The sequence below is a fragment of the Amycolatopsis sp. NPDC104863 genome, assembly GCF_055582965.1.
Window position 1 is genome coordinate 651853 of sequence record NZ_JBVJOW010000002.1, and the last position, 26969, is coordinate 678821.

22 protein-coding genes and 1 pseudogene are annotated in these 26969 nt (G+C 70.7%); 6 read left to right on the forward strand and 17 right to left on the reverse strand.

The annotated features are described in order from the left end of the window. Positions 1-7 precede the first annotated feature (7 nt). From ACZ63J_RS12595 to ddaH, 13 genes and pseudogenes are all read right to left on the reverse strand, one after another. Positions 8-1288, reverse strand: coding sequence for an O-antigen ligase family protein (locus ACZ63J_RS12595; protein WP_465336019.1), 1281 nt, complete (start codon positions 1286-1288; stop codon positions 8-10). Beyond that, a complete protein-coding gene (locus ACZ63J_RS12600; RefSeq protein WP_465439437.1) occupies positions 1288-2841 on the reverse strand; it encodes a right-handed parallel beta-helix repeat-containing protein in 1554 nt (517 codons plus the stop codon). The genes ACZ63J_RS12595 and ACZ63J_RS12600 overlap by 1 nt, the downstream gene beginning before the upstream one ends. Further along, positions 2838-4781, reverse strand: a complete 1944-nt coding sequence (locus ACZ63J_RS12605) for a heparinase II/III family protein (RefSeq protein ID WP_465439439.1) — start codon at positions 4779-4781, stop codon at positions 2838-2840. The genes ACZ63J_RS12600 and ACZ63J_RS12605 overlap by 4 nt, the downstream gene beginning before the upstream one ends. Continuing rightward, positions 4778-6955 carry a bi-domain-containing oxidoreductase gene (locus tag ACZ63J_RS12610; RefSeq protein WP_465439441.1) on the reverse strand — a complete coding sequence of 726 codons (2178 nt, stop codon included), beginning with the start codon at positions 6953-6955 and terminating at the stop codon, positions 4778-4780. The genes ACZ63J_RS12605 and ACZ63J_RS12610 overlap by 4 nt, the downstream gene beginning before the upstream one ends. Continuing rightward, the gene (gene asnB, locus ACZ63J_RS12615) at positions 6952-8862 is read right to left on the reverse strand and encodes an asparagine synthase (glutamine-hydrolyzing) (RefSeq protein ID WP_465439443.1); all 1911 of its coding nucleotides are present in this window, start codon (positions 8860-8862) and stop codon (positions 6952-6954) included. The genes ACZ63J_RS12610 and asnB overlap by 4 nt, the downstream gene beginning before the upstream one ends. Before the next feature lie 36 nt (positions 8863-8898). Beyond that, positions 8899-10674: a Wzz/FepE/Etk N-terminal domain-containing protein gene (locus ACZ63J_RS12620; RefSeq protein WP_465439445.1), complete on the reverse strand. Its 1776-nt coding sequence runs from the start codon at positions 10672-10674 to the stop codon at positions 8899-8901. Further along, positions 10671-12005 carry a YveK family protein gene (locus tag ACZ63J_RS12625; RefSeq protein ID WP_465439447.1) on the reverse strand — a complete coding sequence of 445 codons (1335 nt, stop codon included), beginning with the start codon at positions 12003-12005 and terminating at the stop codon, positions 10671-10673. The genes ACZ63J_RS12620 and ACZ63J_RS12625 overlap by 4 nt, the downstream gene beginning before the upstream one ends. Before the next feature lie 125 nt (positions 12006-12130). Beyond that, positions 12131-13312, reverse strand: coding sequence for a glycosyltransferase family 4 protein (locus tag ACZ63J_RS12630; protein WP_465439449.1), 1182 nt, complete (start codon positions 13310-13312; stop codon positions 12131-12133). Next, positions 13302-14618 carry a nucleotide sugar dehydrogenase gene (locus ACZ63J_RS12635; RefSeq protein ID WP_465308499.1) on the reverse strand — a complete coding sequence of 439 codons (1317 nt, stop codon included), beginning with the start codon at positions 14616-14618 and terminating at the stop codon, positions 13302-13304. The genes ACZ63J_RS12630 and ACZ63J_RS12635 overlap by 11 nt, the downstream gene beginning before the upstream one ends. 185 nt (positions 14619-14803) lie before the next feature. Then, positions 14804-14962, reverse strand: a pseudogene (locus ACZ63J_RS12640) (helix-hairpin-helix domain-containing protein); the annotation flags it as partial. Between the two features lie 100 nt (positions 14963-15062). After that, the gene (locus ACZ63J_RS12645; RefSeq protein WP_465439451.1) at positions 15063-15770 is read right to left on the reverse strand and encodes a glycoside hydrolase family 75 protein; all 708 of its coding nucleotides are present in this window, start codon (positions 15768-15770) and stop codon (positions 15063-15065) included. Between the two features lie 439 nt (positions 15771-16209). Then, positions 16210-16863: a polysaccharide deacetylase family protein gene (locus ACZ63J_RS12650; RefSeq protein ID WP_465403544.1), complete on the reverse strand. Its 654-nt coding sequence runs from the start codon at positions 16861-16863 to the stop codon at positions 16210-16212. A gap of 80 nt (positions 16864-16943) precedes the next feature. Further along, on the reverse strand, positions 16944-17771 hold the full coding sequence (gene ddaH, locus ACZ63J_RS12655) for a dimethylargininase (RefSeq protein ID WP_465439521.1): 828 nt from the start codon (positions 17769-17771) through the stop codon (positions 16944-16946). A gap of 83 nt (positions 17772-17854) precedes the next feature. On the opposite strand from ddaH, the gene ACZ63J_RS12660 reads away from it, so the two are divergent. Continuing rightward, positions 17855-18301: an Lrp/AsnC family transcriptional regulator gene (locus ACZ63J_RS12660; RefSeq protein ID WP_155548792.1), complete on the forward strand. Its 447-nt coding sequence runs from the start codon at positions 17855-17857 to the stop codon at positions 18299-18301. Between the two features lie 4 nt (positions 18302-18305). On the opposite strand, the gene ACZ63J_RS12665 is transcribed toward ACZ63J_RS12660, so the two are convergent. Then, on the reverse strand, positions 18306-18689 hold the full coding sequence (locus ACZ63J_RS12665; protein WP_465439453.1) for a hypothetical protein: 384 nt from the start codon (positions 18687-18689) through the stop codon (positions 18306-18308). Positions 18690-18712: 23 nt separating this feature from the next. Here ACZ63J_RS12665 and ACZ63J_RS12670 point away from each other — a divergent pair, with 23 nt between their 5' ends. From ACZ63J_RS12670 to ACZ63J_RS12685, 4 genes are all read left to right on the forward strand, one after another. Continuing rightward, entirely contained in the window at positions 18713-19468 is a 756-nt protein-coding gene (locus ACZ63J_RS12670; protein WP_465439455.1) for an enoyl-CoA hydratase, read from the forward strand. A 262-nt stretch (positions 19469-19730) separates the two neighbouring features. Next, complete coding sequence (locus tag ACZ63J_RS12675) at positions 19731-21653, forward strand: 2-oxoacid:acceptor oxidoreductase subunit alpha (protein WP_465439457.1); 1923 nt, start codon at positions 19731-19733, stop codon at positions 21651-21653. Continuing rightward, positions 21650-22714 carry a 2-oxoacid:ferredoxin oxidoreductase subunit beta gene (locus ACZ63J_RS12680; RefSeq protein ID WP_465336036.1) on the forward strand — a complete coding sequence of 355 codons (1065 nt, stop codon included), beginning with the start codon at positions 21650-21652 and terminating at the stop codon, positions 22712-22714. Before ACZ63J_RS12675 ends, ACZ63J_RS12680 begins: the two co-directional genes overlap by 4 nt. A gap of 97 nt (positions 22715-22811) precedes the next feature. Then, complete coding sequence (locus ACZ63J_RS12685; RefSeq protein ID WP_465439459.1) at positions 22812-23141, forward strand: VOC family protein; 330 nt, start codon at positions 22812-22814, stop codon at positions 23139-23141. Between the two features lie 43 nt (positions 23142-23184). Here ACZ63J_RS12685 and ACZ63J_RS12690 read toward each other — a convergent pair whose 3' ends face one another. From ACZ63J_RS12690 to ACZ63J_RS12700, 3 genes are all read right to left on the reverse strand, one after another. Beyond that, positions 23185-24453, reverse strand: a complete 1269-nt coding sequence (locus tag ACZ63J_RS12690) for a sunset domain-containing protein (RefSeq protein ID WP_465439461.1) — start codon at positions 24451-24453, stop codon at positions 23185-23187. Between the two features lie 16 nt (positions 24454-24469). Further along, positions 24470-25522 (reverse strand): polyprenyl synthetase family protein, encoded by a 1053-nt coding sequence (locus ACZ63J_RS12695; protein WP_465309405.1) that lies wholly within the window; start codon positions 25520-25522, stop codon positions 24470-24472. A gap of 115 nt (positions 25523-25637) precedes the next feature. After that, on the reverse strand, positions 25638-25964 hold the full coding sequence (locus ACZ63J_RS12700; RefSeq protein ID WP_465403532.1) for a DUF6204 family protein: 327 nt from the start codon (positions 25962-25964) through the stop codon (positions 25638-25640). A 170-nt stretch (positions 25965-26134) separates the two neighbouring features. Between ACZ63J_RS12700 and ACZ63J_RS12705 the strand changes: the two genes are divergently transcribed. Next, the gene (locus ACZ63J_RS12705) at positions 26135-26791 is read left to right on the forward strand and encodes a hypothetical protein (protein WP_465403531.1); all 657 of its coding nucleotides are present in this window, start codon (positions 26135-26137) and stop codon (positions 26789-26791) included. Positions 26792-26969: the final 178 nt, after the last annotated feature.

The following is a 26969-nucleotide window of genomic DNA, read 5'->3' on the forward strand; positions in this document are numbered from 1 at the left end:
GGCATCGTTACGTCGCCCGGCTCAGGTGGTCGGACGCGGGTGAGAACACGGCTTCGCGGTCCGGCAACGGCGTCACGAGCAGCCAGGAAGCGAGCGCCAGGTGCAGCAGATACGGCGACGCGTCCCCGAGCCCGGCTTCGGTGTAGGAAGCGAGCAGGCAGTAACTGATGAGGAACAGCGCGCACGCCCGGGCCGGTGACGGCGCGCGGGAAATGGCGGAGACGACGAGCGTCAGCAGGAAAAGGGCGACGATGACCACGCCCATGTAGCCCTGTTCGTGGTAAACGGCGAGCCAGCTGTTGTCGATCGGCAAGCCGTCGAAGGACTTGTTGGACAATCCCGTGCCGAAAACCTGCTCGAACCAGGTCCGCGGCATGTCCAGCAGCCGGCCCCACACCTTCGCGCGGCCGGTGAGGTTGGCGAAGTTCTCCTGGTCCTGCCCGCGCAGCAGCCAGGCCTGGATGAACGCGCCGAGCAGCACGACCGCGGCCGCGCCCACCGCGATCGACCAGGCCAGCACCTTCCGGGCGCGGGCGTTGGTGAGCAGCATCGACAGGCCGGCCACCGTCAGGCCGACCACCAGGCCGGCGGTCGCGGTCCGGGTGTGGGTCAGCACGAGCATCACCGCGGCCGGGGCCGAGATGAGCGCGACGCTCCGCCCGGTGGTCAGCTTGTTCAGCCAGAGCAGCACGCTCAGCCCGATCGTGATCGCCGCGTACTGCCCGACCTGGGTCGCGGTCAGCGGCCACACGACGCCGGTGAGCCGTCCCTCGTTCAGCTCGGACAGCGCCAGCCCGGGCGCGACGACCAGGCCGATCCCGACCGAGACCAGCAACGCGGTGAGCACCCGCACGTGGTGCTTGACGTAGTGCAGCGCGTTGTCCATCCACGGGCTGATCAGCCAGAACGTGCCGATGAAGAGGGTGAACCGGGCGCACCGGAACAGCCCACCCCAGCCGGAGGTCAGCTGCGCGCTGCTGGCGAAGCTGCCGACGAGCATCAGGCTGAGCAGCAGCAGGTAGGCGCTCGGCCGGAACCTGAACCGCGGGTTGACCGCCAGCGCGAGCACGAACGCGAAGCCGACCGACGACATGGTGAGCATCTGCAGCACCGAGCGCGGGATCGGCAGCAGGGATGCGCCGAGCGAGCCCAGCGTGTTGAAGACCAGCAGGGCCCACACCACGCAGATGACCTTGGTCGCCTGCGCGGTGCGCGGGACGTCCTGGGACTGCTCGACTCTCTTTTCGGGGGTCCGGGGCGAAGCCCCGGATGTCACAGCACGGGTCATCAGCTGCCGCCTCCCGCGTTGAACGAGCTGCCCTGGTCCTGCTGGTAGGGCACGCCCTGCCAGCGGCCGGGGTCGCTGAGCTTGCTGGCTTCCTCGGTCACGAACGTCCACGGACCGGAGTAGCGGTTGTCGTGCCAGTGGTTGTTCTGGTTGAAGGAGATCGCCTGCTCGACGGCTTCGGCCTTGTACGGCGACCACTCGGGCACCGTGCCGTAGTTCGACAGCAAGCCCATCCGGGCGCACATCTCGCGGCAGTCGATCGCCGCCGGGTCGACGGAGAAGCTGTTGTCGTGGATGTCGACGTTCTGCGTCCGCCACCGGCAGTCGCTTCGCAGCGGCTCGCTCGCGATGCCCGGCGGCGCGCACTTCGCGACGTCGGGAACGAGCAAGGTGCACACGCCCGTGGAGGAGTTCGCCGGGCTGTTGCAGAACCGGTCCGCGTTCTCCCAGAGCGTGATGCCCGACCAGTTGTTCACCAGGGTGTTGCCCGAAATTTCCAGCTTCGCCGTGCGTGCCTTGACGCGCGGTTCCCCGCCGGATTCGGAAACGTAGATCGCGGCCACCGGGAAACTGTCGTCCTCCTGGACGTACTTGCGCCCGGCGACGAGGTTGTTCCCCTTGATGAGGTTGTTCCGGATGACCGCGTTGTAGCTGGTTTCGTAGAAGATCGCGGTGTCGTCGTTGTTCTCGATGACGTTGTTCTCGATGACGAAGTCGTTGTTGTTCGTGTCCGCCCAGATCCCCGGCCCGCGGTTGTCGTGGATCCAGTTCCCGCGGATGTCGGCGCCGTTGACCGCCCAGAGCTTCATCGCGCCGCTGCAGCCGCACCCCTCGGGGTACTTCTTCTCGACGTCTTCGGCGTTGTTGCCGACGAACTCGTTGCCCTCGATCACCAGCCCGGCGAGCCCGCCGAGGTCGTCGCAGCAGCCGTTGAGGCCGTACTGGCCGTTGTTGCGCAGGCAGTTGCCCTTCAGCACCTCGCGGGTGCCGCCCATCACGGCCGCGCCCGCGTTGTCGACGAGGTTGTTGGCCTCGATCGTCCACTCGGCGCCGGAGTCGTGGTTCACCGCGCCTTCGTTGTCCGGCGGTTTGAACCGGGTGACCGTCAGGTGTTCGATCGTCACCTTGGCCGCCTTGCCCGAGAAGGCGTAGCGGTTCACCTGCTTGCCGTCGACGATCGCGCCGGGCGCGCCGATGTAGTGGTCACCCTCCTTGGGTGCCACCTGGTCGTATTCGCCGTCGCCGAGGGTGTGCGTGCCCGGGGCGAGCCAGAACGTGGTCCCGGGCGGGTTGGCCGAGGTCTTGGTGAGCAGGTCGCCGTGCACCGCGGGATCGACGGTGACCGCGCCGGCCGGCGCGGTGGCGGGCCCCGCCGGCAGGTGGCCGCAGACCGCGGCGGCCTTCGGGGTGGTGTCGGGCGGGGGCTCGGCGGTGCAGGCGCCCAGCGTCAGCAGGAGCGCCCCGAAGAGCCCTCCCCAAGACGTAGCTTTCACGTGAAAGCTACGTCCCCAGGTCGGAGCTTTCACGTGAAAGCTACGCCGCTCGGCCGTCATGAGTCGAAACCGAGGAGCGTGGTCAGGCTCTCGCCGGACACCACGGTGCTCGCGCCGACGAGCGTGGTGGCGGGTTCGCGCCGGCCGAAGCCGGGTGAGTACCAGCCGAGCGGGGGTTCGGTCTCGCCGCGGTGCGCGGTCCACCGGGCCGACGCGGGCAGGGTGACCGACGCCGTGCGCCGCTCGCCGTCGTGCGCCCAGGACAGCCGGGCCCGGCTGCCGTCGAGCACGACCCGGACGTCCGGTCCGAAGTGGAACGCGAGGCGGAAGTCCGTGCCGTCGCCGCCGAGCACCTCGTCGACGATCTTCAGCGCGTCACCGTCGAGCTCCACCGTGCGGCGGTGGGCCGCCGGGGCGTACCCGTCGTGGGCAGCCGACCAGCTGGACGGCCCCTCCGCCGGCGTCTGGACGGCCAGCACCTTCGTGACGGCGTGCCGCGTCCACAGGAACGGCCCGCCGGACACCGACTGGTCGCGCCCGCCCAGCTCGAGCGTGTTGTGGCCGAGCGTCGACCGGAAGTACGACCGCCACTGCGGCTCACCGTGGTAGCAGAAGGTGCCCGGGTCGGCGAGGATGTCGACGCCGTCGTGGCGGACCTCGACCGAAAGCGCGTCGGCGTGGGCGTGTGCGGCGATCGAGAGGAAGCCGTGCGGGCCGCCGTCGCAGCGGGCCCAGACCTTTCCGGACCGCAGGATCGTCATGCCCGCGTCCCGCAGCTGGGCCGGCCGCCGGTCGGGCCGGACGCCGGTGGCTCGCGGGCTCCGCAGCGCCAGCGACGCCAGCAGCGGCGTGCGGACGTCGTCCCCGGGGACCGCCGGCCACCAGTCGCGGCGGCCGAAGAGCGCCTCGCCGGTCGCCAGCAGCGACGCCCACCGGTCGGTCTCCTCGCCGTCGACGACCAGGCCGAAGCCGTCGTCGGCGTCACCCTGGCGCGGCGGCCGGAACCGGTTGTCCACAATGGACGCCAGCGCGTCGGTCATCCGGAGCAGGACGGCCCAGGTGCTTTCCGGCGCCGGGGTGCCCGCGACGTCGGCCTCGACCGCCGCCGCGAGCCCGAGCTCCAGCACCAGGCCGTGGTACTCGGACGCGAGCTCGGCGTTGAGCCCGGACGGGAAGGTGTTGCGGCCCAGCTGGACGTCGAGCGACCGCATGGCCTCGGTCCGCCAGCGCGGCGACTCCGGGAACCAGCCGAACGCGCACGCCGCGGCCAGCAGCCCGGCGTCCTCGGCGATCACGTGGTTGTTCGCCGACGAGCCGTGGCTGCGCAGGGTCGCGAGCCAGTTCTGGTGGTGCCACAGCTGGAGCTGGAAGTCCGGGTTCTCGTCGAACAGGCCGACGACACCCGCCCAGCCGTCGAGCAGGCGCCGGGTCCAGACCCACGACAGCAGCCGGATGCCCAGCTCGATGCCGCTCACCCAGTGCGGCCCCCGCAGCGGCGGGTTCGCCGCCCACCAGGACCGCAGGTGCTCGGCGGCGCGCTCGGCGTAGGCCTCGGACCCGGTCAGCGCGTACGCCGCGGCCAGCACGGTGAGGTGCTGGTGACGCGACGGCTCCCAGATCTGCTTGATGTCCCCGACCGTGTCCTCCGACCGGTACGGGACGTCGAAGGCGTACCCGTCGCCAGGTGCGCGGCGGCCCGTCTTCGGGTCGAGGAACCAGTCCGGCGCGACCATGTCCTCGCGAACGACGCCGAAGTACTCGGCGCGGCCGGCCATCAGCTCGTCGGCGGTGACCAGCAGCCGCTTGACGGCCTCACCGGACACCCGGCCGAGCACGCCCGCCGGCAGCGTGGAGGTGAACCGCGGGTGCGACGGCCAGTCGGGCGGCTCCGGCAGCGAAGACCGCCACTGCCGCTGGACGACGGCGTGCCGCGCGCGGCCGACGACCTCCGCCGGCCCCATCCGGGACAGCCGGCGCAGGTACCAGCCGGGACCCATCATGCCGGGGCACCAGCCTTCCGCGGCAGGTCGAGCCGGACCGGCGCCGCGTTCGCGACGCTCGTCTGCGCGGCGAGCGTGGCCAGGGTCGTCGCGGCCAGCGAGGCGACCGAGATCGGCATCGGGCCCCCGGTCCGGACGGCTTCGAGGAAGGCGTCGACCTCGGCGGCCTGGCCCTTGTCGCGGCCCTTCGGGATCCGCGAGCTGGCCCACTTCTTGCGCGAGTAGACCGACGCGCGGACGAAGTCGTCGAACTTGAGGACCTTGCCGTCGGCCGTCAGGTCGAGCGTCTCCTTCGGGAAGCCGGCCGAACCCGTCTCCGCGTAGGTGATGACCGCCGTCGAGCCGTCCGGGTAGGTGAGCGTCACCTGGACGTCGCCGGTCGCGTACACCGAGACCGGGTCGGCGTCGAGCAGCCAGCTCACGGTGTCGATGAAGTGCCCGCCCTCACCGGCGAAGCGGGAGCCTTCGGTGGCGGTCTGGTTGTACCAGCTGCCGTGGTCGAGGCGGCCGGCGTTGACCAGGTACCGGACGGTCGCCGGGCCGACGCGCGGGCCGAACTGGCCGCGGGCCTCGTGCAGCAGCGGCGCGAACCGGCGGTTGAAGCCGACCTGCAGGCGGTCGTTGCCGGACTCCTCGATCGCGTCGAGGACCTTCTGGAGCTCCTCCGGCGACAGGGCGAGCGGCTTCTCGACGAACACCGTCTTGCCCGCGAGCAGCGCCTGCCGGGTCAGCTCGGCGTGCGAGCTGTGCCGCGTCACGACGAACACGGCGTCGATCGAGTCGTCGCCGAGCACGTTGTCGATGTCGGTGGACGCCTCGGCGAAGCCGAACTTGCGCCGGGCGTTGGCGCCGGAGAGCGCCGACGTCGTCACGACGTGCTTGAGCTGGGCGTCGGCCCGCTCGGCGAGGTGCGGCAGCAGCATCGACGACGCGTAGTTGCCGGCCCCGATGAACCCGAGGCGCACCGGCTGCCCGGCCGGCAGCGGCGCGGCCTTGTGCTCGACCAGCCCGACCCGCGCGGACGTCACGACCGGCTCGGTCTTCGCGACCGCGTCCGGGTAGCGGAACAGCACCGCCACGGCCTTCAGCTCACCGTCGTTGAGCGCCTGGTAGGTCTCGGCGGCGTCGGAGAAGTCCGAGATGTGCGTGATCAGCGGCTCGACGTCGAGGCGGTCGCGGGCGACGAGGTCGAGCACGCACTCGAGGTTGCGGCGCTCGGTCCAGCGGACCTGGCCGATCGGGTAGTCGCGGCCTTCGAGCTCGTAGGACGGGTCGTAGCGGCCCGGGCCGTACGAGCGCGAGAATCGGACGTCCAGTTCCTTTTCGTAGTAGGCGTTCCACGGCAGGTCGAGCTTGCACTTGCCGATGTCGATGACCCGGCCGCGGTCGCGCGAGAGCTTCGCGGCCAGCTCCACCGGCTCGTTCGTGTTGCCGCCGGCGGCGAGGTAGGTCTGGTCGACACCCGCGCCGTGCGTCAGCTCCGCGACGGCGGTGTCCACGATGCCGGACGCCGGGTGTGCGCAGGTCAGCGCGCCGAGGCTCTCGGCGAGCTTGCAGCGGTCCGGGTCCGGGTCGACGCCGACCACGCGCACGCCGGAGGACGCCAGCAGCTGCACGACGAGCTGGCCGATCAGGCCGAGCCCGATGACCAGGGCGACGTCGCCGATCTGCGGCTCGCCGCGGCGGACCCCCTGCATCGCGATCGAGCCGACGGTGCCGAACGCCGCGTGCCGCGGGTCGACGCCGTCGGGGACACGGGAGTAGAGGTTCTTCGGCACCCAGTTCAGCTCGGCGTGCAGCGCGTGCTCGTTGCCCGCGCAGGCCACCAGGTCGCCGACCGCGACGTCGGTGATGCCGTCGCCGACCTGCTCGACCACGCCGCAGAGCGAGTAGCCGAGCGGGGTGTAGGAGTCCAGTTTGGACGTCACCTTGCGGTAGGTCGCGGAGAGGCCGTTGGTGGCGACGCTCTGCATGACCTTCGCGACCTGGTCCGGGCGGGCCTTCGCCTTGCCCACCAGGGACATGCTCGCCTCGGACACCTTCATCATCTCGGTGCCGGTCGAGATCAGCGAGTACACCGTGCGCACCAGCACGCCGCCGGGCTTGCAAGCGGGCTCGGGGACCTCGAGGAGCGCCAGTTCCCCGCTCTTGTAGTTCTGGACTACCTGCTTCACTTCGCTCCCGCTCCAGACATCGCGTTCCGGTACCAGTACTCAAGGGTCAAGACGTGCCAGAGATGCTTGCCGCGGTCCTGCTGCCCGGCGGCGTCTTCGTCGACCATCCGCTGCAGGGCCTCGCGTTGCAGGAAGCCCGAGGAGACGAGCACCCCTTCGTTGACGACTTCGCGCACCAGCGGCGCCAGGTCGCGGCTCATCCAGGCCCGCAGCGGCGCGCTGAACAGGCCCTTGGGCCGGTGCACGATCTCGCTCGGCAGGATGTTCAGCGCGGCCTTCTTCAGCGCCATCTTCCCGGCGCGGCCGACGATCTTCTGGTTGCCGGGGATCCGGAACGCGGCGCGCACGACCTCGACGTCGACGAACGGCGTCCGCACCTCGGTGGACGCGGCCATCGTCGACCGGTCGGTGTAGGTGAGGTTCAGGCCGGGCAGGAACATCCGCGAGTCGGCCAGGCACATCCGGTTGACGAAGTCGTCGAGCGCCTGGTCGTGGTAGGTGTCCTCGTGCTCGGTGAGGACCTCCCCGACCTGGGGCGCGAAGTCCGGGTTCACCAGCGCGAGCAGCTCCGCCTGGTCGTACATCGTGTAGCTGCGCCGGAACGCCGTCTCCTCGGGCAGGCCCGCGAAGGACAGGAACCGCTTGGCGAAGCGCACCGAGCGGTAGCCGCGCTTGGCCGACGCCACCGGCAGTCTGTCCACAAGGGACTCGACCGGCCTGCGGACCGCGCCCGGCACCTTGTGGTAGCGCAGCGCGATGAGGTTCGCGAGGTGCTTGCGGTAGCCGGCGAACAGCTCGTCGGCGCCCATCCCGGACAGCATCACCTTGACGCCGGCGTCCCGCGCGGCCGAGCAGATCAGGAACGAGTTGATCGCCGCCGGGTCGCCGATCGGCTCGTCGAGGTGGTAGGTCATCTTCGGCAGCAGGTCGAGCACCTGCGGCGCGATCTCGATCTCGTGGAGGTCGACGCCGAACTGCTGGGCCACGATCCGGGCGTACTTGAGGTCGTCCGGCATCGCCTCGAACTTGGCGTCCTCGGCGCGGAACCCGATGGTGTAGGCGGAGATCCCCGGCTGCGACCGCGCGGCCAGCGCCGTCAGGTAGCTGGAGTCGAGGCCACCGGAAAGGAACGTCGCGACCGGGACGTCGGAGAGCAGGTGCTTGGCGGTCGACTCGGAGATCACCTCGTGCAGGTCGACGTCGCCCTCGTAGGCCGCGCCCTCCTCGGCGACCTCGCGCAGCGACCAGAACCGGCCGCGGTCGACCTGGCCGTCCGGGCGGCAGCGCAGCCACGTGCCCGGCTGCAGCTTCTCCGCGCCCTGGTAGGCGCACCGGCTGTCCGGCACCCAGTAGTAGAGCAGCGACGCGATCAGCGCGGCGTTGTCCACCTGCAGCGACCCGCCCAGCTCACCGGCCAGCGCCTTCAGTTCGGAGGCGAAGGCGACCCCGCCGGCCCGCTGCACGAAGAACAGCGGCTTGATGCCCAGCTGGTCGCGGACCAGGAACAGCTCGCCGGTGCCCTCTTCGAACAGCGCGAAGGCGAACATCCCGCGCAGCTTCGGCAGGCAGTCGGTGCCCCAGCGTCGCCACGCCTGCAGCAGCACCTCGGTGTCGGACGTCCCGCGGAAACGGACGCCGGCGCTCTCCAGCTCGGCCCGCAGCTCCGGCGCGTTGTACAGCTCGCCGTTGTAGCTCAGCGCGAGGCCGTCGAGGGCCATCGGCTGCGCCCCGGTCTCGGACAGGTCGATGATCGAGAGCCGCCGGTGTCCCAAGTGGACCTCACCGGCGCCGGCGCGGTGGTCGTACCGGCCGGAGCCGTCCGGCCCGCGGTGGGCCAGGGTCTTCGTCAGCCGGTCGGTCAGCGGTCCGCCGTCCGGCCAGAGATACGTGCCTGCGATGCCGCACATCTCGAGTGTGTCCCCTTCGGTCACGGTGCGGGGTGGTCAGGAGACCTCCGCGCTCTTTTCGGGCTCGAGCTCGGCGCCCAGTTCGCCTTGGTGCGTGGGCTCGCCGTGGTCACGCTTGAACGGCGTCGGCCGCTTCGGCTTGACCGGGGCGAACTTCTTCGTCGGCGCGTCCAGGTGGTCCGGGACGCTCACGGTGCCGGGTTCCGGCAGCGGCGCGGGTTGTGGCTTGGGCTTGGCGACCACCGCCGGCGGCGCCGCCACCGGCCGGACCGGCGCGATCCGGCGGGTCGGCAGCTCCGCGACGGCGACCCGCTCCGCGATGCGGGCGGCCAGTTCGTCGATGCGGTCCTCGTGCTCGACAACCGGGACGCGCTGCACGGTGGACGCCACCTTCGCGCGGCCGCGCAACGCCGTGTGCAGGCCGTCCCAGAGCGTGCCGTCGGACTTGTCGCGCGGGTCCGGGTCGACCAGCACGACCCCGACGATCGGGATCTGCTGCTCGGCGAGCTGCCGCGCGACGGTGTGCAGCCACAGCGTGTTCGCGTGCCCGGCCTTGACGACCAGCACGGTCTCCGGGCCGAGGTGCGCCAGGTCGGTCCACGCGGTGCCCGGGGACACCGTGCCGACGCCGATGCGGCGCTCCTCCGGCTCGGCGTCGGGGTCACCGGCGCCCAGCACGACGACTTCGCTGTGGGTCTCGGCCGCCAGCTTGCGGACGTTCTCGCCCGGCAGGTCGTCGACCACGCTCGCCTTGCCTTCGGCCGCGAGCTCCGTCGCGATGTCCAGCGCCAGCGCGGCCGCGACCTTGGGCGCGCCCAGCTCCAGCACCGACACCCCGGGCTGGTCCGCCTTGATCGCGCGGACCAGCGTCGTCGCGACGCGCTTGCGTTCGGAGACCGCCCGGGACCGCCGCCAGAACCGGGCCGGACCCGGCAGCCGGCTCTGCAGCTGGGCGATGACCGACGCGCCGAGCCCGGCGGAGATCTCGCCGCGCAGCACGGGCTTGTCCCGCGAGATCGCGGCGACCGCGGCGAACGCGAGCCCGAGCGCCAGACCGAGGCCGAGCCCGATGCCGCCGTTCAGGGCGCCGGCCTTCAGCCGGCCGCTCGGCAGCGGCCGGGCCGCGTCGACGACCTGCGTGCCCGCGGCCACGTTCGGGTTCCCGACCCCGGCCTGCTGGGCCCGGGAGGAGAAGTCCGAGATCTGCGACTGCAGCGCGGCGCGGCGGCTGTAGAGCGCGTCGAGGGTGCTGTCGTTCTTCTTGTTCCCCTTGCCCTCTTCCTCGACGACCTGCTGGTTGACCGCGGCCAGGTCGTCCTGGGCGGTCTTCTGCTGGTCGAGCAGGGCCTTGGCCTGCGCGTCGGCGACGGCTTTGTCCTGCTTCACGTAGTCGGCGATGAAGGTGTCCGCCAGCGCCTTCGCCTTGGCGACGGCGTCCTCGCTCGTCTTCGCCTTGACCGTGATCTGCATGATGTTGTTGCTCAGGCCGAGAGCCGCGTAGTCCTTGGTGAAGTCTTCGGGCTTTTCGGTGCTGCCGATGGCCTTCAGCGCTTGGCCCGCCATCTGGGTCGTCTGCAGCACCGTGATGTCGGTGCGGATCAGGGACCCGCTGTCGGTCGGCGAGTCCTGCGCGTGCGTGACCATCACCGTCACCATCGCGGTGGGCGGCGGCGGCAGCAGGACCGTGACCAGCACGCCGCCGATCAGGCCGAGCAGCGCGGTGGCCAGCCAGAGGCGCTTGCGGCGGCGGATCGCGACGACCAGCCGCTGCAGGTCGATCAGCGGCGCCGCCGGGGCGTTCGGGTTCGTCACGATCGACCTGCCAGTGCTTCGCCGGGAGCCTCGGACTCCGCTGAGGGGGCACGACCGGAAGGCCGCACCGGGCACGTCACGACCACCCCGGCGATTTCCCGCCCGGCCTCGGCGCACGCGGCGGACAGGTCGACGAGCTCCCAGTCGATGCGGGTGCCGGGGCTGGCCACGACGATGGTGGTGTCGTCGCCGTCCGGGACCAGCGGCCGCGCCGGCGACACCGGGCACACCCGCGCCGGGATGCTCAGGCGGTCCGCGACCTCGGCGAGCCGCTCGGCGGCCGTCTTCGCACCCGGGTCGTCTTCCGGCACGAGCACGAGGACACCGCGGGCGTCGGCGTGCACCTGGGCGAGCACCCGGCGGAACCGGATCTCACGCTGGGTGTCGCCGTCTGGGACCGCGATCGGGGGCAGCAGCCACGGCTGGTCGGCCCCGAGCAGCCGCCGGACCCGGCCGGCCAGGCCCTCGGCCTGCGGGCCGTCGGCGCCCGGCAGCTCGACGTCGACCACCGCGAGCGCCGCGGTGCCGAGCGCCGCGGCGATCTCGTCCTGGTGGCGCAGCCGGCGGTCCCGCCGGTAGGCCACGAGGTGACCGAAGACACCGACGATCACGAAGAGCAGCGCGCCACCGACGGAGACCTGCACCGGCGTCGGCGAGGCCTGGCCGGTCGGGGCGGGCGCGTTGCCCATCTCGACCGCGTTGTTGCTGCTGGCGGTGGCGTCGGCCTCGCCGAGCACCTTGATCGCCTGGTCGAGCGACGACCGCAGGCCTTCGAGCTGGGTGCGGGCGTTCACGCTCTCCACCGTGACGCCGTTCTGCGCGCCCTTGGCCAGTTCGTCGATCTGCTGCGAAGCCTCCTGCACCTTCTGGCGCAGGGCCGCGCGCTGTTCGCCGGCGAGCTGCACGGCCGCGTCCCCGGAGTTGCTCGCCACCTGACCGGCGTACTTCACGTACTGCTGGGCGACCTCGTCGGCGAGCAGCTGGGCGTGCTCACCGGTGTCGGCGGCCGCGGTGATCGTGATGACGTTGCCGTTCGCCGCCGACGTGCTGACCTGCTTCTTCAGGTCGCTGCCGCTCGGGTGCCACGGCAGCTGCGCGGCCGCCCGGTCGAGCACCACCGAGCTCACCGCGACCTCGGCCTGGGTGAGCAGCTCGTCCGCCTGCCGCGGCCCTTGGAGGAGCACGCTCGACGTGGTCTGGTAGCCGGGCGAGAGCACCATGGACGCCCCGTAGCCGGCGAGACCGCCCAGGACGGCGAGGACGGCGAGCAGCCGCCAGCGCCGTCGGAGAACCTGCCCGATGAGGGCCAGGCGTACCGTGTCGTCAGTCAACGGCGGGTTCTCCATTCCTGGGACGGCTACGCCGAACGGGTCTCACGTGATCGGCCGGTTACCCCAACCGTCGTCGGGCCGGGAGCATTGGTTACACGTCCGGTGGCTTCTTGACCGAATGGCGATCAGGACTTCACAGCGTGCTCATATGCGGCGAGCAAGTTCTTCGCCGAGTTCTCCCACGAGAGCGCGCCGGCCACTCTGGCCTGGCCGAGCTTGCCCATCCGGGCCCGCTCCTCCGGGTCGTCGAGCAGCTGCGCGACGAGCTTCGCGAACGCCGACTCGTCGTTGGCCGGGGCGTAGACGGCGGCGTCCCCGGCCGACACCCGCGCCTCCCGCAGCTCGAACGAGACGATCGGCTTGCTCATCGCCATGTACTCCATGACCTTGTTCATCGTGGAGACGTCGTTGAGCGGGTTCAGCGGGTCCGGCGACAGGCAGACGTCGGCGGTCGAGAGGTAGCGGACCAGGTCCTCGTCGGAGATCCGGCCGGTGAACTCGACCTGGTTGGCCAGCCCGAGCTTGCCCGAGAGGGCGACCATGTCGTCGAAGGCGTCCCCGGAGCCGACGAACACCGCGTGCCAGTCGGTGCGGCCGACCTCGTCCCGCAGCTTCGCGAGCGCGCGCAGGGCGTAGTCGACGCCGTCCTGCGGGCCCATCACGCCGAGGTAGGCCAGCAGGTGCGGCTTGCCCTTCTTCAGCTCGGGCTCGACGGGGACCTCGTGGAACCGCTCGACGACCGGCGCGCTGCGCACCACGAAGACGTCCTCGGGCTTCTTGCCGCCGCGGATCCGGGCGACCTGCTTGTAGCTCTCGTTCGTCGAGATCACGACGTCGGCAGCGCGGTAGGTGGCGCGTTCCAGCGCGCAGACCCCGCGGTAGAGCAGGTCCTGCCCGCGGTCGAACCGCGAGAGGTACAGCTCGGGGCAGAGGTCGTGCTGGTCGAAGATGAACCGCGCGCCCTGCCGCTTCAGGTACTTTGCGACCAGGTAGAGCAGGTCCGGCGGGTTGCAGGCGTGCACGACGTCGACCGGCCCGACCTTGCGGGCCAGCCGCAGCGTGTGCCACAGCGCGCTGCCGTACTCCTGCAGGTACCCGGCCGGGCCGCCGGTCGCGGCCTTCAGCGGGTACCGGTGGATGTGGACGCCGTCGATGACGGCCTCGGCCTCGGTGTCGCGCTTGGTGCCCTGCGGGCAGATGACGTGGACTTCCCAGCCGGCGTCGCGCAGGGTCGTGGACTCCTGCCAGACGCGGCGGTCGAAGGGGACGGACAGGTTTTCGACGAGGATGAGCGCTTTACCAGGCAAGGCCGGCGTATCCCTCTTCAAGGCGACGCGTCTCGGCGTCGGGCAGGCGGACGAGGTCGATCAGCACCCGGTCGCCGCCGTGCGGCAGGGCCGCCAGCACGGCCGGGTCCTTGCAGCCGACGATGACGACGTCGGCGTGGTCCATGACTTCTTCGACGGATCCGGCGAGCAGCTGCCCGAGGTGCGGCAGCCGGCCCTCGATGTACTCGCGGTTGGCGCCCATCAGCCGCGAGAGGCTGACGTTGGCGTCGTAGATCTTCAGGTCGTAGCCCTTGCCGAGCAGCTTCTCGGCCAGCTCGACCAGCGGCGACTCGCGCAGGTCGTCGGTGCCCGGCTTGAAGGAGAGGCCGAAGAGCCCGACCTTGCGCTTGCCGGTGCGCGCGACCAGGTCGAACGCCCGCTGCAGGTGCTCTTCGTTGGAGCTGAGCACGTGCGACAGGATCGGCACCTTCACGTCGGCGCGGTGCGCGGCGTAGACGAGCCCGCGCAGGTCCTTCGGCAGGCACGAGCCGCCGAACGCGAAGCCGGGCTTGAGGTAGGCCGGGCTGATGTTGAGCTTGGTGTCCGCGAGGAAGACGTCGATCACCTGGTGCGAGTCGAGGCCCAGCGCGCGGCAGATCGAGCCGAGCTCGTTCGCGAACCCGATCTTCAGGCCGTGGAAGGAGTTGTCGGCGTACTTCGTCATCTCCGCGACCGGGATCGGCACGCGGAAGACCGGCCCGGGCAGGCCCTCGTACAGCGCCGCGACGGCGTCGCCGCTCGCGGTGTCGATCTCGCCGATCACCGTCTTCGGCGGGTCGAAGAAGTCCTTGACGCTGGTGCCCTCGCGCAGGAACTCGGGGTTCACCGCGACGCCGAAGTCGACCCCGGCGGTGCGGCCCGAGGACTTCTCCAGGATGGGGATCAGCAGGTCGAGGCAGGTGCCCGGCAGCATCGTGCTGCGGAAGACGACGGTGTGCCGTTCGCTCTTGTTCGCGATCGCCTCGCCGATCTCCTCGGCGACGCGCTCGAGGTAGACCGTCGAGAGGCTGCCGTTCGGCGCCGACGGCGTGCCGACGCAGACCAGCGAGATCTCGCTGTCGGCGACGGCTTCCGCGACGTCGGTCGTGGCTCTCAGCGCGCCGCTCGCGACGACTTCGGCGGTCAGCTCGCCGATCCGCTCCTCGACCACCGGGGCCTTGCCCTGGGTGATGAGGTCGATCTTCACCGGGTTGACGTCCACGCCGACCACCCGGTGCCCTTGCCCCGCCAGGCACGCGGCGGAGACACAACCGACGTAACCGAGCCCGAAGACACTGATCTTCACGCCAAACCTCCGCATTTTCCGCGCGACCCTCAAGTTGGTCGGCGGGGCCCCCTGGATCGTTACCGGGGGCGCGGCGAACGAGGTAAAGCGTGAGGAGGCCGTTAGGCGTAACGGTTTTCGCGTAAAAATCGGGTCTCGAATTGCAACTTGGCCGTGGGCGGGCAACACGCTCGGCGCGGTTTTCGTCAGCGGCTTTCGTAAAGCCGTTTCCGTTCGGGGGTGTAGGTCCACCACGGCCGCGGCGGCGCGCCGTCCGCCTGGTCGACCGCCGACATGAAGGTGTCGAGCACGCAGGGGTCGTGCCGGACGCCGTCGGTCTCGCAGAGCCGCTCGTACAGCTCGACGGCGTCGCGCCCGGCGTTTCAGCAGTTCTTGGCTCATGCCCCCAGGACAGCAGCCGGGGCCGATCCGCGTCTTGAACGGATCGGCCCCGGAATGCGTGTGTCAGTTGTTGTTGACGAACGTGGTGGCGAGGCCCTCACCCTTGCTGATCGCGGCGGAGTGGTTCTCGATCGGCGAGACGGTGGAGTTCTTGAAGCAGATGTAGGTCACACCGGAGTCCGTGCCGCCGTTGGACGGGTCGGGGTTGATGCCGAGGTCCTTCGCGGTCGCGTAGGAGGCCTCACCGATGATCTGCGTCGGGCCGGTGTCCCCGATGACGGTGTACTCGACCTTCCCGTTGTAGATCACGGCGCAGGAGCCGCCGCCCTTCAGCTGCGAGGAGGAGTACTTCCAGATGCTGCTCGAGCTCGGCACGACGATGTAGGGCAGCTTCGCGGCGTTGAGCGGCTTGCCGTCCGACTGGTGGAAGGCGGTGTCGTCCTGGTAGCAGCAGTCGGTGTCCTCGTTGCACTGCGTCGAGCGCTGGCCGTCGCAGTCGATGTCCATGTCGGCTTTCCAGAAGACGGCACCATTGGCATCACAGACGGCGACGGTCTTGGCCGAGACGTCCTCGTCGGTCTTGTACTTGCCGTTGGAGATCTGCTTGCAGCTGTTCGTCTTGGCGAGCAGCTGAGCCGCGGTGGGGGCAGCGGCGACGGTCTGGGCCGGCTGGGCCTGGACCGAGGCGGGCGCCGGGGCCGCTGAGGCGAGCGCCGAGGGCATCACGGCCGCGGCCAGCGCCATGGTCGCGAGCAGGATCAGTTTCCGCATTCCTGGTTGCTCCCTTTAGTTAGGAAACTTTCCTTACGGCGGCGAGGCACTCAGGATGCACCCGGGGAGGGGGCGGTTCAAGACCTTGCGGTGCGGGAATTTCCCATCATGCGGCCGGTCTTGACGAAAAGGCTGCTCAGTGGGTGCGGCAGCGTTAAATTGGTCTGGACCGTGTTCCGGCCACCGGGAAACCGGCTGATGAGCAGAGGAACGGTCAAAACGGTCTTAGCGGATTCACGGGGCGTAGTGTGGGCGGCCCGTTCGCGACGGTACTGACGGCGGGTGGTTCCCGGCAGCCGACCCGCGAGCCGCCGGAGGTACTCGGCGAGCCACCCGCGGCCGCCAAGCCGCGCACGAGCCGCCGCGGCCACTCCGGGCACGTCCGACAGTGAACGCAGCATCCCCCGACCACGCGCGCACCCCAGCCGCACCACCCCGGCTAGCGGCCACCCCGCCGAAACAACCGCTCCACCCAGCTCCCCCGCCGCCGTCCCCCGGCGAGCACGCCATCCAGCCACTCGCCGTCCAGGTCGTGCCGGACCTCGGTGCGCCCCTGAAGCCACCCGTCGCGATGGGCCTCGCCGCCGTCGCTCGTGTACACCCGCGTTGCCCCCGCCTGCTTGAGCCGCGCCAGGACCCGCCGGTCGTACGCCCCGAACGGCAGCGAAAACCGCTCCACCGGCCGGCCGCACAGATCCCCCAGGAGCTTCGGCGCGTCCGTCAGCTCGCGGCGGGCGTGACGGTCGTCGAGGCGGCGCCAGTCCCTCGGCTCCCAGCCGTGCGAACCGATCTCCATGCCCGCCCGGACCAGCTCGCGCAGGCCGTCGCGGTCGAGGTAGCCGCGCTGGCCGAGGCGGCCCGCCAAGGGGAAGAACTCCGCCGTCAGGCCGCGGTCGACCAGGCGCGGCAGCACGATCTCGACGTCGGACTCGTTGCCGTCGTCGAAGGTCAGGTGGACGTCCTCCCCCTCGACCGCGTCCAGTACGCGCTCGAACTGCTCGACCGTCACCCAGCGCTCGTCCTCACCGGGGTCGAGCGGGCGAGCCGGACGGCCGATCCCGTGCACGGCGAGGTTCACCGTCACCTCTCCCACCGCCTGCCACCGCGAGTAGTCGCTTTGTTACCTCGATTAATCGCGGTGGCAAACGGGTGAGTTACAGTTTTTCCGGAAATTCAGCCCTTCCGGATTTCCAGCGTGCAGCACTTCGGGCCGCCGCCGGCTTTCCGCAGCTCGGAGATGTCGACGTAGACGGGCTCGTACCCGCGGTCGGCGAGGAGCTCACCCAGCCGGGTGGCCTCGACGGGCAGCACGACATTGCGGCCGTCGGAAACGCCGTTCAACCCGAAGCACTCGGCGTCGGCGGCGGTCGCTTGCACGGCGTCCGGGAACAGCCGCTCGAGCACGCGGCGTGTTCCCGCCGAGAACGCGTCCGGGTAGTAGACGATCTGCGCGCGGGTGGTGTCCGTGGCCTCGGCGAGCACGAACAGCGCCGTGTCGAGGTGGTAGTAGCGCGGGTCGGTCAGGTTCAGCGAGACGACCGGGACCCCGAGGACCTCCTGCGCCTCGGCGTGCGCGGCCGGGTCGGTGCGGAAGCCGGTGCCGGCCAGCAGCACCGAGCCGGTCCAGGCGAAGTCGCCCTCGGCCTCGTTGATCTTCTCCGGCATGGTGATGTCGCGGTAGCCGTGCTCGACGAACCAGCGGCGGAAGTGCTCGGCCTCCGCGGCGCGCTGCGGCGCGCGGAACCGCGAGCCGAGGACGCGGCCGTCGACGACCGTGCCGGAGTTCGCGGCGAAGACCATGTCGGGCAGGCCGGGCTGGGGCTCGATCTCCTCGACGGTGTGGCCGAGGCGGCGGTAGGTGTCGCGCAGCTCGGTCCACTGCGCGACGGCGACGTCGGCGCTGACCGGCTGGGTCGGGTCCATCCAGGGGTTGATCACGTAGTCCACCGCGAAGTGCCGCGGGGAACACATCAAGTATCGACGGGTGGTCGGTACACGCATCGCCTGCATGATTGCAGGGTAAGGGGCACCTAAACTCGCAATCAATCGCTGTTCGCTGCGCGCATCTGTGCTAAATGTTGCGTGTGAACACCATCGACCAGCGAATCGTTTCGTGCCTCGTGGCGAACGCCCGATCGAGCTACGCGGAGATCGGCAAGGTCGTCGGCCTGTCCGCCCCGGCGGTGAAACGGCGGGTCGACCGGCTCCTCGAAACGGGCATCCTCCGCGGGTTCACGGCGGTGGTCGACCCGGAGGCGCTCGGCTGGGGCACGGAGGCGTTCGTCGAGGTCACGTGCCAGGGCAACATCACGCCGGCCCGCATCCGCGCGCGCCTCGAGCCGCTGCCGGAGGTGGTGGCGGCGTACACGGTGTCCGGCGCGGCGGACGCGATCGTCCACCTCCGCGCGGCGGACATCCACCACCTGGAGACGGCGCTGGAGCGGCTGCGCGGGCTGGAGATCGTGGACCGCACGGTGTCGACGGTGGTGCTCTCCCGGCTGCTGGAACGCCCGCCGACGCCGGAGAGCTGACGCCTCACCCCGCCAGCCCCCGCAACACCAACGGCGCCTCGTCCGGATGCACCCGCAGCTCGGTCGCACCCGCCTGGAACGTCACCGCCTGCCGATCAACCGCCTGCATCGTCAACTCACCAGGCTCGAACACCACCGGCTCCCCACCCGGCACCCGCCACTCCGCCACCCCACCGCCGACCGCCACCCAGCCCCGCCGCGTGCGCCCCTCCGTCAGCTCCGGGTCCCGCAGCACGCACGGGAACTCCACCCGCGAGCCGCTCTCGAAAGCCTTCCGCCGGGCGCGACGGCGGCGGCCACCGAACAGCTCCGAAGTGTCGACCACCGTCAGCGCGTTGCCCGCCAGCACGATGATTCCCTTGACCAGGACACCGAGAAGTTCCCCCATGCCTCCACCCATACCCTGGACCGATGACCGACCGCATCGTCAGCGAGCACGAATCCGGCATCGCCCTGCTCACCATCGACGCGCCCGGCAGCCGTAACGCGCTCACCCTCGACCTGTCCGCGCAGCTCGCGGCCGCTGTCGAAGCCGCGGAGCGCGACACCGAAGTCCACGCCGTCGTCGTCACCGGCACGCCGCCCGCCTTCTGCGCCGGGGCCGACCTGTCCGCGCTGGGTGAAGCCGACGAACGCGGCCTGCGCGCCATCTACGAAGGCTTCCTTGCCGTCGCCCGGTGTGCGCTGCCGACGATCGCCGCGGTCGGCGGGGCGGCCGTCGGCGCCGGGCTGAACCTCGCCCTCGCCGCCGACGTGCGGCTGGCCGGGCCGCGCGCGAAGTTCGTCGCCCGGTTCCTCGAGCTCGGCCTGCACCCCGGCGGCGGCATGACCTGGATGACGCAGCGGCTCGCCGGGCCGCAGCAGGCCGCCGCCATGACGTTGTTCGGCCAGTCGCTCGACGCCGAGGAGGCGGTCCGCGCCGGGCTGGCGCTGCGCGTCGTCGACGGCGACGTCGTGGCCGCGGCGCGGGAGCTCGCGGCGCCCGCCGTCGCCGCTCCGCGAGAGGCTCTCCTGGCCACCAAGCGCAGCCTCCGGAAGACCGCTTCGCTGGCCGCGCACGCCGACGCCGTGGACGTCGAAATCGAGCCGCAGCTGGCGTCGCTGGCCTCGCCCGAGTTCGCCGAACGGCTCGAAGCGATGCGGGCGCGGATCCGGTCCCGGGCCTGAATCCCAGCGGGTGGACACTCTCCCCGAGACACGTGTCACAGCGTGCCCTGCACTTTGCCCGTTACCATCGGTTACAGGTAATTGCCGGACCAGCGCAGAGGAACCGGCAAGCGCACAGATGAGGTCGCCGGCAAGCCGGGAGTCTAGGAACATCGAGGTCGTGCGCGAGCTAACCTCGTGGTAGGGCCTGGTGATCGGCCTGTCACGACACCGGGCGGGCGAACGAAGGCCGCAACGTCGGGAGAGAGGGAATCCCTGACCCATGAGCACGAGTGCGAACGGCAACGGCGCTGGTGACGGCTCGCTCGCCGCTACCAGGCCCACCGAGGTCAGCAAGCTGGACCGGGTCGTCATCCGGTTCGCGGGCGACTCCGGTGACGGCATGCAGCTGACCGGTGACCGCTTCACGTCCGAAGCCGCCGCGTTCGGCAACGACCTGTCGACCATGCCGAACTTCCCCGCCGAGATCCGTGCGCCCCAGGGCACCATCCCCGGCGTCTCGAGCTTCCAGGTGCACTTCGCCGACTACGACATCCTCACCCCCGGCGACCGCCCGGACGTCCTCGTCGCGATGAACCCCGCCGCGCTCAAGGCCAACCTGGCCGACGTCCCGCACGGCGGCACGATCATCCTGAACACCGACGACTTCATCAAGCGCAACCTCACCAAGGTCGGGTACGCCACCGACCCGCTCGACGACGACACGCTCAGCCCCTTCCAGGTGCACCGGGTCGCCATGTCGACGCTGACCCAGGGCGCGCTTGCCGAGACCGGCCTCGGCAAGAAGGACGCCGAGCGCTGCAAGAACATGTTCGCCCTCGGCCTGCTGTCCTGGATGTACCACCGGCCGACCGAGGGCACCGAGCGGTTCCTGCGCGAGAAGTTCGCGAAGAAGCCGGACATCGCCGAGGCGAACATCCTGGCCTTCCGCGCGGGGTGGAACTACGGCGAGACCACCGAGTCGTTCGCGACGACGTTCGAGGTCGCGCCGGCCAAGCTCGCCCAGGGCACCTACCGGCAGATCACCGGCAACACCGCGCTCGCCTACGGGCTGGTGGCCGCCGGGCAGCGCTCGGGCCTGCAGATCCTGCTCGGCACGTACCCGATCACACCGGCGTCGGACATCCTCCACGAGCTGTCCAAGCACAAGAACTTCGGCATCATCACGCTCCAGGCCGAGGACGAGATCGCCGGCATCGGCGCCGCGCTCGGCGCGTCCTACGGCGGCGCGCTCGGCGTCACCTCGACCTCCGGGCCGGGTGTCGCGCTGAAGTCCGAAGCCGTCGGCCTCGGCGTGATGGTGGAGCTGCCGCTGGTCGTCGTCGACGTCCAGCGCGGCGGTCCGTCCACCGGCCTGCCGACCAAGACCGAGCAGGCCGACCTGCTGCAGGCGATGTTCGGCCGCAACGGCGAGTCGCCGGTGCCGATCGTCGCGCCGCTCTCCCCGGCCGACTGCTTCGACGCGGCCGTCGAGGCCACCCGGATCGCGCTGAAGTACCGCACGCCGGTGCTGCTGCTCTCGGACGGCGCGATCGCCAACGGCTCCGAGCCGTGGCTGATCCCGGACGTCGAGAAGCTGCCGGACCTGCGCGTCGAGTTCGCGTCGGAACCCAACGCGGACAACGACTCCGGCGAGTTCTGGCCGTACGTGCGCGACCCCGAGACCCTCGCCCGCGCGTGGGCGATCCCGGGCACGCCCGGGCTGCAGCACCGCATCGGCGGGCTGGAGAAGGCCGACAAGACCGGACACATCTCCTACGACCCGGACAACCACGAGAAGATGGTTCGCCTGCGGCAGGCCAAGATCGACGGCATCGACGTCCCGGACCTCGTCGTCGACGACCCGAGCGGCGGCAAGGCCCGCGTGCTGGCGCTGGGCTGGGGTTCGTCGTTCGGCCCGATCGGCGCGGCCTGCCGGCGCGTGCGCAAGCTCGGCATGCCGATCGCGCAGGCCCACCTGCGGCACCTCAACCCGCTGCCGGGCAACCTCGGCGACATCCTGCGCAGCTACGACAAGGTCGTGGTGCCGGAGATGAACCTGGGCCAGCTCTCGCTGCTGCTGCGGGCGAAGTACCTCGTGGACGTCCACTCGCACACCAAGGTCGCCGGGATGGCGTTCAAGGCCGAAGAGCTGCAGAACGTGTTCTCGGAGATCATCACCGGCGTTATGGAGGCGGCGAAGTGACTGCGACCGACTTGGGGCTGCCCGCACTGGGCGGTCTGGATCTCGTGCCCACCACCGAAGAGCCGCAGAAGGCCAAGGACTACAAGTCCGACCAGGAAGTCCGCTGGTGCCCCGGCTGCGGTGACTACGTCGTGCTGAACGCGGTCCAGTCGTTCCTGCCGACGCTCGGCCTCAAGCGCGAGAACATCGTGTTCATCTCGGGCATCGGGTGCTCGTCGCGCTTCCCGTACTACCTGAACACCTACGGCATGCACTCGATCCACGGCCGCGCGCCGTCGATCGCGACCGGCCTGGCCACCACGCGCCCGGACCTGTCGGTGTGGGTCGTCACCGGCGACGGCGACGCGCTGTCCATCGGCGGCAACCACCTGATCCACGCGCTGCGGCGCAACGTGAACATCAAGATCCTGCTGTTCAACAACCGGATCTACGGGCTGACCAAGGGCCAGTACTCCCCGACGTCGGGGCAGGGCATGGTCACCAAGTCGACCCCGATGGGTTCGGTGGACACGCCGTTCAACCCGCTGTCGCTGGCGATCGGCGCCGAGGCGTCGTTCGTGGGCCGCGCGATGGACTCCGACCGCAAGGGCCTCACCGAGGTCCTGCAGGCCGCGGCGCAGCACCGCGGGTCGGCGCTGGTGGAGATCTACCAGAACTGCCCGATCTTCAACGACGGCGCGTTCGACGTCCTCAAGGACGCCGACGAGGCCGCCGCCCGGCTGATCCCGCTGCAGGCCGGCGAGCCGATCCGCTTCGGCCCCAACCAGGAGTTCGGCGTCAAGCGCGGCGACTGGGGCGGTCTGGACGTCGGAAAGGTCGCCGACATCGGCGAGGACAACGTCGTGGTGCACGACCCGTCGATCGCCGACACGTCGTACGCGTTCGCGCTCTCGCGCCTGGGTGACCAGAGCCTGAACCACGTCCCGACGGGCATCCTCCGCCAGGTCGAGCGCCCGACCTACGACGACGGCGCCCGCGCCCAGGTCGAGCAGGCCCGTGCGGCCCGCACGCCCGACCTGCAGGGCCTGCTGCGCGGCAAGGACACCTGGACGGTCGCGTAGTTCCACGCTGCTCCGAAGGCCGCCACGCCCAGCGCGTGGCGGCCTTCGGTGTTTCCGGGGTTGCCAGATTTGGGACAAGTGTCCTAAGTTTTGGGTCATGCGACCTTTTGTGTTCTTCGACGTCCGGACCGCCGATGTGGCCGGCACCAAGCGGTTCTTCGGCGAGCTGCTCGGCTGGCAGTCGTCCGGCGCCCTGCTGACCGACAACGGCACGCCGTGGGGCGGCCTGACCGAACTGACGCCGGACGACGGCCGCGCGCCGCAGTGGCTGCCCTACGCGCCGGTGTCCGATGTGGACTCCGCGGCCGCGAAAGCCGTGGAGCTGGGCGGAAAGGTCGTGCGCGAGCGCACCGATCTGCCGGTCGGCTCGCTCGTGGTGGTCACCGATCCCGGCGGCGCGGCCATGGTCCTGTTCCAAGCGGCCTGAAACGACGAAGGGCCGCCCGAAGGCGGCCCTGGGTCGGGGAAACTCAGGTGATCGGCCGGAACCCGACCCGCTCGGCGTCCTCGGCGGTGCGGAACCACACCTCGGCCACCATCTTCGGGAACTGCGCGGATTCCTCGGTGCAGTACCGCAACGCCGTGACGCTCGCCTTCACCACGAAGCCGTCGCTCGGCGCTCCGCCGCCGGGGCGCGGCATCGCCGAGCCCGGGCCGAACGGGCCGGGCGGCACCGCGTCGCCCGCCGTCTGCCGGGCCGGCGGCGGCTCGGGGGCCGAGACCGCCGCCTGGTTCGGCTGCACGGACGGCTCGAACAGCGAGCCGCTGTGCGCGCCGGCCAGGTCGGGCTCGCGCCGCTCGACCGTGCGCATCGACGGCTGGATCGGTTGCGGTGCGTCGAACCCGCCCCGCACCGCACCCCGCGGCTGCCGCTTCGGCAGCACCTGCGTCGCCTCGGCCGGAGTCTCCGGCGGCACGTCCAGCTCGCCGCCGGTGGCCGCGTCATCTCCGGCGAAGGCGTACTGCGGCGTCTCTTCTTCGTCCTCGTCGTCTTCCGGCTCCGCGTGCCGCGCCGAACCGGGGTGCTCACCGATGTACCGCGTGCGCTCCATCGGCTCCTCGAACGCCGACCGCTCGGCCGGCGGCTCGTGGTCGAACCAGTCCGGATCGGGCGCGTGCGACTCCCCCGGCGGGGGCTGGAACAGCGAGCCCGCCGTGCTGTCCGGTTCGAGCTGCTGCTCCAGCCGCGAAAGCGCGGGCGTCTCGGGCTCGGGCTCCTCGTCGGGGACCAGGTACTCCGTCACCGCGGACGGGTACGGGTCGGCGTCCGGCTCGACCGCTTCGCCGACCGGGGACAGGAACTGCGTCGCCGCCGAGCGGTACGGGTCGTCCGCTTCGGGCTCCGGCTCGGGTTCCGGCCGGTAGGCCTCTTCGGGCTCCGGCAGCGTCCCCGGCGGCACCCGCGAGTCCAGCTCGGCGAAGTCCTCGTCGATGTCGTCGTGGACGTCGCCGCGGCTCATCGGCGGCGCGGCGACCAGCGTGCCCGGGTAGGAGGTCTCCTGGCGCGAGGGCTCCGGCTCCGGCCGCGGCTCGGGCCGTGCGAAGACCTCGGTGCCCGGCGCGGCCAGCCCGGCGGCGTTCGCGGGGGTGCGCGCGGCGTCGGCGTGCGCCTGCGCCAGCGAGCTCTCCAGTTTGCGGACGCTCTTGCGGAGCGGCAGCACCAGCACCAGCCAGGTGAGGAGGACTCCGACGAAGAACGCGGCGAGGCTCCACAGCCAAACCTGTCCGAATATGGACATCTATCCCTGCCCCTGTTTAGTGCGTGCGCGCGACCAGGTAGTCGGCGACCGACTCACACGCGTCCCGGGCGGGTGACGCGGGCAACGCGGCGAGCTCGGCTCGCGCGCGACGAGCGTAGTCGGAAAGGGTGACGCGTGCTCGTTCGAGTCCACTGCTCGCCCGGAGCAGCTCCAGCGCCTCCTGGACGACGGCGTCGTCGGCGATCGGGCCCGAGAGCAGCTCGACCAGCCGGGGGTCGGTGCCCGGGTCGGCGAGCGCGTAGAGCATCGGCAGCGTCCGGACTCCTTCGCGCAGGTCGGTGCCCTGCGCCTTGCCGAGCTCGTCCGACGGCGACGCGATGTCGATGATGTCGTCGGAGATCTGGAAGGCGGCGCCGATGATGTCGCCGAAGCGCCGCAGCGCCCCGATGTGCTCCTCGGCCGCGCCGGACATCATCCCGCCGAACCGGCCGGAGGTGGCGATCAGCGAACCGGTCTTCTGGCCGATCACGGTGAGGTAGTGCGCGACGGCGTCGTCACCCGGGCCGGGGCCGACGGTCTCGCGCATCTGGCCGGTGACGAGCTCGCCGAAGGTCTCGGCGATGATCCGCGCGGCGTCCGTGCCGAGGTCGGCGACCAGGCGGGAGGCGTGCGCGAAGAGGAAGTCGCCGGTGAGGATGGCGATGGTGTTGTCCCAGCGGGAGTTGACGCTCTCGGCGCCGCGCCGCATGTCCGCCTCGTCCATGACGTCGTCGTGGTAGAGCGTGGCGAGGTGCACCAGCTCGACCGCGGCGGCGGCGATCACCACGTGGTCGTCCTGCTTCGGGCCGAACTGCGCGGCGAGCAGGGTGAACAGCGGACGGAAGCGTTTGCCCCCGGCTTCGACCAGGTGCAACGCGGCGTCGTTGACGGCCTGGACGTCACTGCGGACGACGTCGCGCAGCAGCTTCTCGACCTCGGCCAGCCCGCCGGCGATCGCGCGCAGCAGGGCTTCGTCGTCGATCTGCAGGCCGACGGACGCGCGCAGGTCCTCGAGGGCGCCACCCGGCGCAGCGGGGAGGGATCCCGCCCCGGGGGCTGGGGAAGGCACAGACACGTCGGCTCCGCTCTACTCGTGCACCGGTCGGGTTGTCCCTTGAGCGTAGTGGTTACCCCGCGCTGTCGTTTACCCGCTGTCCTGCGGAAACGGTGACGAACATGACACCTCACCGGCGCCTGGCCCGGACGTCGTCCAGGCACGTGGAGCTGACGGTCAGATCGCGGTACGGGTAGCCCTCGCGCTCCAGCAGTTCCATGGCCGCGAGCTCCGCCTGGTCGTGCGCTGCCTGGGTGGCGCCGTCACCAGCAGCGACCTCGACGGTGACCCGGAAGCTGAAGCCGCCGAGATGGTGACTGTAGGTGAGCGTGCCGGCTTCGCTGAAGAGCTGTCCGGCCAGGTCGTCTCCGGTGTCGAGGGCGGCGAGGAGTTTCGCGCGCGTTGCCTGGGTGGGGTGGTCGAACTTGCCCCGGGCGAGGACGCGGTAGGTCGGCATGCGCGTCAAGATACAGACCTGTATCCGGATACCGAAGGGATTATCCACTGGGTGGTTCATGATCCACGAAGGGGTGATCAGCGGTTTCGGGCGCAACGGACGTCTCCGGCGGGCGGATATTCAGCTCGAGGAAGAGCGTGGCTCTCCCCGGTCGGCAAGGAGGACGCGAAATGCGCAACACCCTCGCGAGGCGGGCCGCGCTCGCCGGAACACTGATGGTGGCCGGCATCGCGGTGACCGCGGCCCCGGCCCAGGCGGCGCCCCAGCCGGGCGTGGCCCAGATCGGCTCCGCCGAGTTCACCAAGAGCGGCACGACGATCAAGGTCCCGGTCCAGGGCAAGTGCGCCCTCGACGGCCCGACGACGGCCACGGCCCAGTCGGTGACCAAAACGGGCATCACGTTCGGCGGCGGCACGTCGTCGTGCACAACGACGGTGACGGACCCGAACACGGACGCGACATCGACGACCTCGACGGCAACGGGCAAGAACTTCGAGCTCTCGGCCCTGGTCAGCGCGGGCGGCGCGCGCATCAAACTGTCGAGCTTCAAGGTGACGTGCACGGCAACGCAGACGCAGACGAACGCGAGCTGGACATACGGCGGAATGTCCGGGATCCCGAACCCGCCGAGCCCGGTGCCGGTCGGGTACGTGGCGCCGATCAAGAAGTCCAACGGCACGGTGCTGGCGAACGCGGTGTTCAACACGCAGAACCTTCCCGGGGACGGGAGCATCGGGCTGACGATGTTGAAGATCGACTTCCTGCCGGCGTCGGGGATCAGTGGGCAGGTGGTGCTGGGGCATACGTCCTGCTCACCGACCCCGTAGGGGTGACCGAGGGCCGCGGCCGAGGGGGCCGCGGCCCTCGTGCTGTTTCGGGATTTCGGGTGGGGGAACCCTGGTAAGGTTTTCGCCGTCGGATACGCAGGGTGCTCGGGAGGGAGCACACTGCGAGCCAGGGGAGAGCTGATGACGACTGCGGTATCGGTGATGCACGGTGCCTGAA

Bases quoted from the DNA above. Each gene is read 5' to 3' on its own strand.
- ddaH (WP_465439521.1), bottom strand. From the start codon at position 17,771: ATGCGTGTACCGACCACCCGTCGATACTTGATGTGTTCCCCGCGGCAC.
- ACZ63J_RS12670 (WP_465439455.1), top strand. From the start codon at position 18,713: ATGACCGACCGCATCGTCAGCGAGCACGAATCCGGCATCGCCCTGCTC.
- asnB (WP_465439443.1), bottom strand. From the start codon at position 8,862: ATGTGCGGCATCGCAGGCACGTATCTCTGGCCGGACGGCGGACCGCTG.
- ACZ63J_RS12690 (WP_465439461.1), bottom strand. From the start codon at position 24,453: ATGTCCATATTCGGACAGGTTTGGCTGTGGAGCCTCGCCGCGTTCTTC.
- ACZ63J_RS12675 (WP_465439457.1), top strand. From the start codon at position 19,731: ATGAGCACGAGTGCGAACGGCAACGGCGCTGGTGACGGCTCGCTCGCC.
- ACZ63J_RS12645 (WP_465439451.1), bottom strand. From the start codon at position 15,770: ATGCGGAAACTGATCCTGCTCGCGACCATGGCGCTGGCCGCGGCCGTG.
- ACZ63J_RS12600 (WP_465439437.1), bottom strand. From the start codon at position 2,841: ATGACGGCCGAGCGGCGTAGCTTTCACGTGAAAGCTCCGACCTGGGGA.
- ACZ63J_RS12605 (WP_465439439.1), bottom strand. From the start codon at position 4,781: ATGATGGGTCCCGGCTGGTACCTGCGCCGGCTGTCCCGGATGGGGCCG.
- ACZ63J_RS12705 (WP_465403531.1), top strand. From the start codon at position 26,135: ATGCGCAACACCCTCGCGAGGCGGGCCGCGCTCGCCGGAACACTGATG.
- ACZ63J_RS12685 (WP_465439459.1), top strand. From the start codon at position 22,812: ATGCGACCTTTTGTGTTCTTCGACGTCCGGACCGCCGATGTGGCCGGC.
- ACZ63J_RS12595 (WP_465336019.1), bottom strand. From the start codon at position 1,288: ATGACCCGTGCTGTGACATCCGGGGCTTCGCCCCGGACCCCCGAAAAG.
- ACZ63J_RS12700 (WP_465403532.1), bottom strand. From the start codon at position 25,964: ATGCCGACCTACCGCGTCCTCGCCCGGGGCAAGTTCGACCACCCCACC.
- ACZ63J_RS12665 (WP_465439453.1), bottom strand. From the start codon at position 18,689: ATGGGGGAACTTCTCGGTGTCCTGGTCAAGGGAATCATCGTGCTGGCG.